This window comes from Allobosea sp. TAB14 (assembly GCF_052113865.1).
Taxonomy (GTDB): domain Bacteria; phylum Pseudomonadota; class Alphaproteobacteria; order Rhizobiales; family Beijerinckiaceae; genus Allobosea; species Allobosea spartocytisi.
The window spans coordinates 1-6,684 of sequence record NZ_JBFRDQ010000213.1; the positions used below are offsets into that span (position 1 = coordinate 1).

At 65.9% G+C, this 6,684-nt stretch carries 7 protein-coding genes; 4 read left to right on the forward strand and 3 right to left on the reverse strand.

Annotated features, from left to right (window positions below):
- Positions 1-201: 201 nt before the first annotated feature.
- On the forward strand, positions 202-1,014 hold the full coding sequence (locus tag AB4Y99_RS23805; protein WP_038364412.1) for a DUF3108 domain-containing protein: 813 nt from the start codon (positions 202-204) through the stop codon (positions 1,012-1,014).
- A gap of 120 nt (positions 1,015-1,134) precedes the next feature.
- Here the strand turns inward: AB4Y99_RS23805 and AB4Y99_RS23810 are convergent, their stop codons facing one another.
- Genes AB4Y99_RS23810 through AB4Y99_RS23820 form a run of 3 tightly spaced genes read right to left on the reverse strand, consistent with a single transcriptional unit; the run spans position 1,135 to position 3,010 of the window.
- Positions 1,135-1,464, reverse strand: a complete 330-nt coding sequence (locus AB4Y99_RS23810; RefSeq protein WP_038363753.1) for a DMT family transporter — start codon at positions 1,462-1,464, stop codon at positions 1,135-1,137.
- A complete protein-coding gene (locus AB4Y99_RS23815) occupies positions 1,461-1,823 on the reverse strand; it encodes an NIPSNAP family protein (RefSeq protein WP_133564782.1) in 363 nt (120 codons plus the stop codon). The genes AB4Y99_RS23810 and AB4Y99_RS23815 overlap by 4 nt, the downstream gene beginning before the upstream one ends.
- A 2-nt stretch (positions 1,824-1,825) precedes the next feature.
- A complete protein-coding gene (locus tag AB4Y99_RS23820; protein ID WP_441525059.1) occupies positions 1,826-3,010 on the reverse strand; it encodes a pyridoxal phosphate-dependent aminotransferase in 1,185 nt (394 codons plus the stop codon).
- A 258-nt stretch (positions 3,011-3,268) separates the two neighbouring features.
- Here AB4Y99_RS23820 and AB4Y99_RS23825 point away from each other — a divergent pair, with 258 nt between their 5' ends.
- From AB4Y99_RS23825 to AB4Y99_RS23835, 3 genes are all read left to right on the forward strand, one after another.
- Positions 3,269-5,131, forward strand: coding sequence for an IlvD/Edd family dehydratase (locus tag AB4Y99_RS23825; RefSeq protein ID WP_441525060.1), 1,863 nt, complete (start codon positions 3,269-3,271; stop codon positions 5,129-5,131).
- Between the two features lie 248 nt (positions 5,132-5,379).
- A complete protein-coding gene (locus tag AB4Y99_RS23830) occupies positions 5,380-6,219 on the forward strand; it encodes an isocitrate lyase/PEP mutase family protein (RefSeq protein ID WP_441525061.1) in 840 nt (279 codons plus the stop codon).
- Entirely contained in the window at positions 6,216-6,542 is a 327-nt protein-coding gene (locus AB4Y99_RS23835; RefSeq protein ID WP_112763564.1) for a hypothetical protein, read from the forward strand. The genes AB4Y99_RS23830 and AB4Y99_RS23835 overlap by 4 nt, the downstream gene beginning before the upstream one ends.
- Positions 6,543-6,684: the final 142 nt, after the last annotated feature.

Genomic DNA, 6,684 nt, shown 5'->3' on the forward strand with positions numbered 1-6,684 from the left:
GGCGGTTCCATAGCCAAGGCTGTGAGCCACGTCAAGAAAAACTCCAAGCACCGCGATGGCAATCCATCAGCGTTAAGGGATCGTAAAGCGCCGGGCCGGATGCTTTCATCGGAAAGCCGCCCGAGGGCGGCGCTGCGGTCACGATTCGGACCGATTCACAATGCATGTCGCGGCATGATCGCGCCGCTCCGGAGGAACTGGATGAAGCCCGCCGTCGCATCGTCCCTGGCAGGTCTGATCCTCTCGATCTCTTTCGCCACCGCGGCGGTGGAGGCGGCGTCGCTCGACGCCAGATACGATGTCTCGCTGCTCGGCATCACCTTCGGCAAGGCCGGCCTGAGCGGCAGCATCGACGGCGCCAACTACAAGCTCGACCTCGTCGCCAAGCTGACCGGCGTGGTCGGCGGGGTGACCGGCGGCCGCGGCTCGGGCGCCGCGACGGGGGCGCTCGTCGGCGGCAAGCTCTCGCCCAAGACCTTCGCGGTGAGCGCGGCCAACTCCAGCGAGAGCCGCACCGTGCGGATGGCGCTCGCCGACAACAGCGTCGCCGGCATCGACATCGAGCCGCCGATCGACGAGAAGCCGGATCGCGTGCCGCTGACCGATGGCAACAAGCGCAACATCGTCGACCCGCTCAGCGCTTTCATCATGCCGGTCAACGGCAAGGGCAAGGACGCCTGCAACCGCACCCTGCCGATCTTCGACGGCGCGGCGCGCTACGACATCAAGCTCTCGAGCGCGGGCACCCGCCACGTCAAGCTCGACGGCTATAGCGGGCCGGTCTCGATCTGCCAGGCGCGCTATGTCCCCATCGCCGGCCACCGGGCGCTCCGGCCCAGCACCAAGTTCATGGCCGAGAACAAGGATATCACCACCTGGCTCGCGCCCGTGGCGGGCACCGATGTGATGGTGCCGGTGCGCATCTCGGTGAAGACGATGATTGGCACGGCGGTGATCGAGGCGTCGAGCTTCAAGGTCGATCCGGGCGTGACGGCGAGCGCGGCGCGGAACTGACGGGGATCTGCCGTCATGCTCGGGCTTGACCCGAGCATCTCTGAAACAAGAGCCTTCCCGTCATGAGATTCTCGGGTCGAAGCTGTGCTTCGCCCGAGAATGACGCCCGGCAGCAAGCCTTCAATGCGCCGCCGATTTCGAGAACAGGTTGATCACCATGACACCGGCGACGATCAGCGCCATGCCGCCGAGCGCGGGCAGGTCGAGCTTCTGGTCGAAAAGCACCAGCGCGATCAGGCTGATCAGCACGATCCCGACGCCCGACCAGATCGCATAGGCGATGCCGACGGGGATCGTCCGCAGGCACAGCGACAGGAAATAAAACGCGCAAAAGAAGGCCGCGACGGTGATCAGAGACGGCAACAGCCGCGTGAACTCGTTCGAGGCCTTCAGCGCCGAGGTGCCGATCACCTCGCTGACGATGGCGATGGCCAGGTAGAGATAGCTCATGCGGTCACGGCGTTCGTCCGGCGTTCCGAGGGAGCGCGGGACGCGCCGCGGTCATCCTCGAAAACCGGCCGGAAGAAGGAGCGCTCGTAGCTGACGATGAAGCGGTCCTTTTCGTTCATCGCGAAGGCGGCCTGACATTCCGGGTCCGTGGCTGCGCGCTCGCGATACTCTTCATAGGCTGCGAGCGACGGGAAACTGAACATCGCCAGCGCGACGTTGGAAGTTCCTTCCGACGGCATGAAATAGCCGTGATGCACGCCGCCGAACTTCTCGACGAGACGGATCCAGAGCTTGCCATAGGCCTCGAAGGCCGGAAGCTGATAGGGATCGACGATATAGCGCAGGTGGCAGGTTATCATGCTCAGGCCACCTGCCGGCTCTCGAGGAATGCGCGCATCCGTTCCAGCGCCTTCTCGATGTTCTCCAGCGAGTTGGCATAGGAGAGGCGGATATAGCCTTCGCCATGAACGCCGAAATCCGGGCCGCCGATGGTGGCGACGCCGGCATCCTCCAGCAGGGCGGAGGCGAGCTTCTTCGCTTTCCAGCCGGTCCTGGAGACGTTCGGGAAGGCGTAGAAGGCGCCCTTCGGTACGGCGCAGGAGATGCCGGGCAGGCTGTTCAGCCCCTTCACGACCGCCTTCCGGCGCCGGTCGAATTCGGCCACCATGGCGTGGACGGCATCCTGCGGGCCGGTCAGCGCCGCGAGCCCCGCCCATTGCGCGGGAGCGTTGACGCAGGAATGCGAGTTCACCGCGAGCTTGCGGGCGTTGTCGTAGAGCGGCTTCGGCCAGACCGAGTAGCCCAGCCGCCAGCCGGTCATGGCGTAGGTCTTCGACCAGCCGTTGAGCAGGATCAGCCGGTCGCGGATCTCGGGATAGCTGAGCAGGCAGACGTGGCTTTCGCCGTCATAGACCATCTGGTCGTAGATCTCGTCCGACATGATCGCGACATCGGGAAACTTCGCCAGGCCTGCGACGAGCTTGTCGACCTCGCTCTTGGGCGTGACGCCGCCGGTCGGGTTGGCCGGCGAATTGACGATGAGCAGGCGCGTCCTCGGCGTGATCAGCGAGAGCGTCTCCTCGGCGGAGAAGGCGAAGCCGTTCTCCTCGCGGACCGGCACCGGGATCGGCGTCGCGCCGGTGTACTCGATCATCGAGCGGTAGATCGGGAAGCCGGGGTCGGGATACAGAATTTCCGCGCCGGGCTCGCCGAACATCAGGATCGCCATGAACATGGTGACCTTGCCGCCGGGCACGATCATCACGTTCTCCGGCGAGACCTCCACGGAAAAGCGCTTGTGCAGATCGGCAGCGACGGCCTCGCGCAGCGGCAGGATGCCATTCGCCGGGGTGTAGCCGTGATGGCCGTCGCGCAGCGCCTTCACCGCGGCCTCGACGATATGCTCCGGCGTCGCGAAATCGGGCTGGCCGATGCCGAGATTGATGATGTCCTTGCCCTGCCGCTGCAGTTCCGTCGCCCGTGCCAGCACGGCGAAGGCGTTCTCCTCGCCGATTCGGGCGAAGGCGGGGGCGACATGGAGGGTCATGATGGCCTCGGGCGTGATCGTTTCCGGCGGCCTGCTTGCCAGCGGCCTTGGGCCACAGTCTTCGCCGGAAAGGGCGCTGCGATGCAAGCCCGCGCGGTCGGTCGCGCTCCGACCATGCAAGGCGCGCATGAAAAATAGTATGATTTATCGTGACGGGCCCTCTTGCGGGCGAAGGGGCCGGACCGGATAATCGTCAAATCATTCTAAGAAAAGGCGCTGCCGCAAGGCCTTGACGGCAGCGCGGGAGAGGAGCGTTCGATGGCAAAGACCCCGGAGAGCAATGTGCCGCGGCAGGACCGCCCGGTGGCGGTTGCGAAGCGCAAGGCAAAGCGGCGCATCAAACCGGAACAGCTCCGCTCGAAGGCCTGGTTCGACAACCCCGCCAATGCCGACATGACCGCGCTCTATATCGAGCGCACCATGAATTTCGGCCTGTCGCGCGAGGAGTTGCAGTCGGGCCGGCCGATCATCGGCATCGCCCAGACCGGCTCCGACATCGCCCCGTGCAACCGCCATCATATCGAGCTCGCGCCGCGCATCCGCGACGGTATCCGCGAGATGGGCGGCGTGCCCTTCGAGTTCCCGATCCATCCGATCCAGGAAACCTGCAAGCGCCCGACCGCCTCGCTCGACCGCAACCTGCAATATCTCTCGCTGGTCGAGATCCTCTACGGCTACCCGCTCGACGCCGTGGTTCTGACCACCGGCTGCGACAAGACCACCCCGGCGCAGATCATGGCTGCCGCGACGGTCGATATCCCGGCGATCGCCCTGCCGGGCGGGCCGATGCTGAACGGCTCCTTCCGCGGCGAGCGCACCGGCTCGGGCACCATCGTCTGGAAGGCGCGCCAGATGATGGCGGCCGGCGAGATCGACTATAAGGGCTTCGTCGACCTGGTCGCGTCTTCGGCGCCGTCGGCCGGCCACTGCAACACCATGGGCACGGCCTCGACGATGAACGCGCTGGCCGAGGCGATGGGCATGACGCTGCCCGGCGCGGCGGCGATCCCCGCGCCCTACCGCGACCGCTACGAGATGGCCTATCTCACTGGCAAGCGCATCGTCGAGATGGTCTGGGAGGATCTGAAGCCCTCGGACATCCTGACCCGCGAGGCCTTCGAGAACACCATCGTCATCAACTCGGCGATCGGTGGCTCGACCAATGCGCCGATCCACGTCAACGCCATCGCCAAGCATATCGGCGTCAAGCTCGACAATGAGGACTGGACGAAGATCGGCTACGACACGCCGCTGCTGGTCAACATGCAGCCGGCCGGCGAATATCTCGGCGAGGATTATTACCGCGCCGGCGGCCTGCCGGCAGTGATCGCGGAGCTGCTCGCCAAGGGCAAGCTCAAGCCCGCCATCACCGCGAATGGCCGCACCCATGAGGAGAACTGCGCCGGGGCCTTCTCGGGCGATCGCGAGGTCATCAAGACCTATGACGCGCCGATGAAGAAGGAGGCTGGCTTCCTCAACCTCTCCGGCAACCTGTTCGACTCGGCGATCATGAAGACCAGCGTGATCACGCCGGAATTCCGCAAGCGCTATCTGGAGAACCCGAAGGACCCGATGGCCTTCGAGGGCCGCGCCATCGTCTTCGACGGGCCGGAGGACTACCACCACCGCATCGACGATCCGGCGCTCGCCATCGACGAGCACTGCATCCTGTTCATCCGCGGCGTGGGGCCGATCGGTTACCCCGGCGCGGCGGAGGTCGTGAACATGCGGCCGCCGGATTATCTCATCAAGAAGGGTGTCACCGCGCTCGCCTGCGTCGGCGACGGGCGCCAGTCCGGCACCTCGGGCTCGCCCTCGATCCTCAACGCCTCGCCGGAAGCGGCGACGGGCGGCGGGCTCGCGCTCCTCAAGATGGGGGACAAGGTCCGCATCGACCTGAAGAAGCGGACGGCCGACATCCTCATCTCCGAGGCGGAGTTGGCCGAGCGCAAGGCCGCGTTCAAGGCGGCGGGCGGCTACAAATATCCGAAGAGCCAGACGCCCTGGCAGGAGATCCAGCGCAAGATCGTCGATGAGCTCTCCGAGGGCATGGTCCTCAAGCCGGCGGTCAAGTACCAGAAGATCAACAAGAAATTCGGTATTCCGCGCGACAATCATTGAGCGGGGCGCCAGAGGCGCCGTCATGCTCGGGCGAAGACCCGAGCATCTCTCGACGAAGAGGCTCCAGTGCCTGCTCCGGTCAGAGTTTCTCGGGTCGCTGCTTCGCATCGCCTGAGAATGACGGACCAGGCGGCATTCGCCGCGCGCAACGGCCCCCGCCGGCTAATGCGCGCGGATGGGGCTGACAAACGGGCCGGCGCTCGACACTATGCCAGCCCGCAGCTCCCGCTGATCTGAAACGATTTAAAATGAGCTATTCCCCGCAGGTCGAAACCTTCCGCAAGCTGCATGAGAGCGGCTGCTTTGTGATGCCCAACCCCTGGGATCTCGGCTCGGCGCGCTGGCTGCGCGGGCAGGGGTTCAAGGCGCTGGCCTCGACCAGCGCGGGCTTCGCCTTCACGCAAGCGCGGGCCGATCAGGATGTGCCGCGCGATATGATGCTCGCCCATCTCGCCGAATTGGTGAAGGCGGTGCCGGATCTGCCGGTCAATGCCGATTTCGAGAACGGCTATGCCGATACGCCCGATGGCGTCGGGGCCAACGTCAAGCTCTGCGTCGCGACCGGCGTCGCCGGGCTCTCGATCGAGGATGCCACGGGCCGCGAGGCAGAGCCGCTCTATCCGTTCGAGCTTGCGGTCGCGCGGGTGAAGGCGGCGCGCAAGGCGATCGACGAGACCGGCTCGGGCGTGCTGCTGACGGCGCGCGCCGAATGCTTCCTGACCGGCCATCCCGAAGCGCTGAAGGAGTCGGTGCGCCGCATCAAGGCCTATGCGGCGGCGGGCGCCGACGTGCTCTACGCGCCGGGACCGAAGACGGCCGACGACATCCGCACGATCGTCGATGCGGCCGGCRGCAAGCCGGTCAATGCGCTGRTCTATGGCGATTTCGGCCTCTCCGTCGCCGATATCGCTGCGGCCGGTGCGCGGCGCATCTCGATCGGCGGGGCGCTGGCGCGGGCGGCCTGGGCCGCCTTCATCGAGGCGACGCGGCTGATCGCCGAGGAGGGCAGCTTCAAGGGCTTCGCCAATAATGGCCCCTCGGCGCCGCTCAATCCCTTCTTCCGTGGGGATCTCGAGGCGCGTTCGTGAGCGGCGTGCTGCTGATCGCGCCGGAGTGGCTTGGCCATAGCGGGCTCTGGCAGATCGACGCCAAGGGCAAGCGCAAGGCTGTTGATGCCGAGGATATCGGACTGTCGGAGAAACTCGCCGACCGGCTCGAAGCCTGGATGGATTCCTTCGACGCGATCTATGACGAAGACGACGAGGCGGCCTCCGATTTCCCAAGCGAGGTCGAGCGGTTGGCCTGGGAGGCCGAAGGGCACGCCATCGCGGATGCGGTCGCTCGCGAGCTGGGTGCGGGCTGGGACATCCGGCAGGATTTGACCGGTTGGCGGGAAAAGGGAAAGTCATGACCTCGTTGCAGAACTGGAAGCCCGTGCCGTTCCCGCCGGCGAAGGTGCTGGAAGGGCGCTATTGCCGGCTGGAGCCGCTCGACGTCGGCAGGCATCTCGACGACATCTGGGCCGCGACGACCGGCCACGATCAGATCTGGGA

What these genes read in the sequence shown, in the direction of transcription:
- AB4Y99_RS23805 (WP_038364412.1), top strand. Translation starts at nt 202, where the DNA reads ATGAAGCCCGCCGTCGCATCGTCCCTGGCAGGTCTGATCCTCTCGATC.
- AB4Y99_RS23810 (WP_038363753.1), bottom strand. Translation starts at nt 1,464, where the DNA reads ATGAGCTATCTCTACCTGGCCATCGCCATCGTCAGCGAGGTGATCGGC.
- AB4Y99_RS23815 (WP_133564782.1), bottom strand. Translation starts at nt 1,823, where the DNA reads ATGATAACCTGCCACCTGCGCTATATCGTCGATCCCTATCAGCTTCCG.
- AB4Y99_RS23820 (WP_441525059.1), bottom strand. Translation starts at nt 3,010, where the DNA reads ATGACCCTCCATGTCGCCCCCGCCTTCGCCCGAATCGGCGAGGAGAAC.
- AB4Y99_RS23825 (WP_441525060.1), top strand. Translation starts at nt 3,269, where the DNA reads ATGGCAAAGACCCCGGAGAGCAATGTGCCGCGGCAGGACCGCCCGGTG.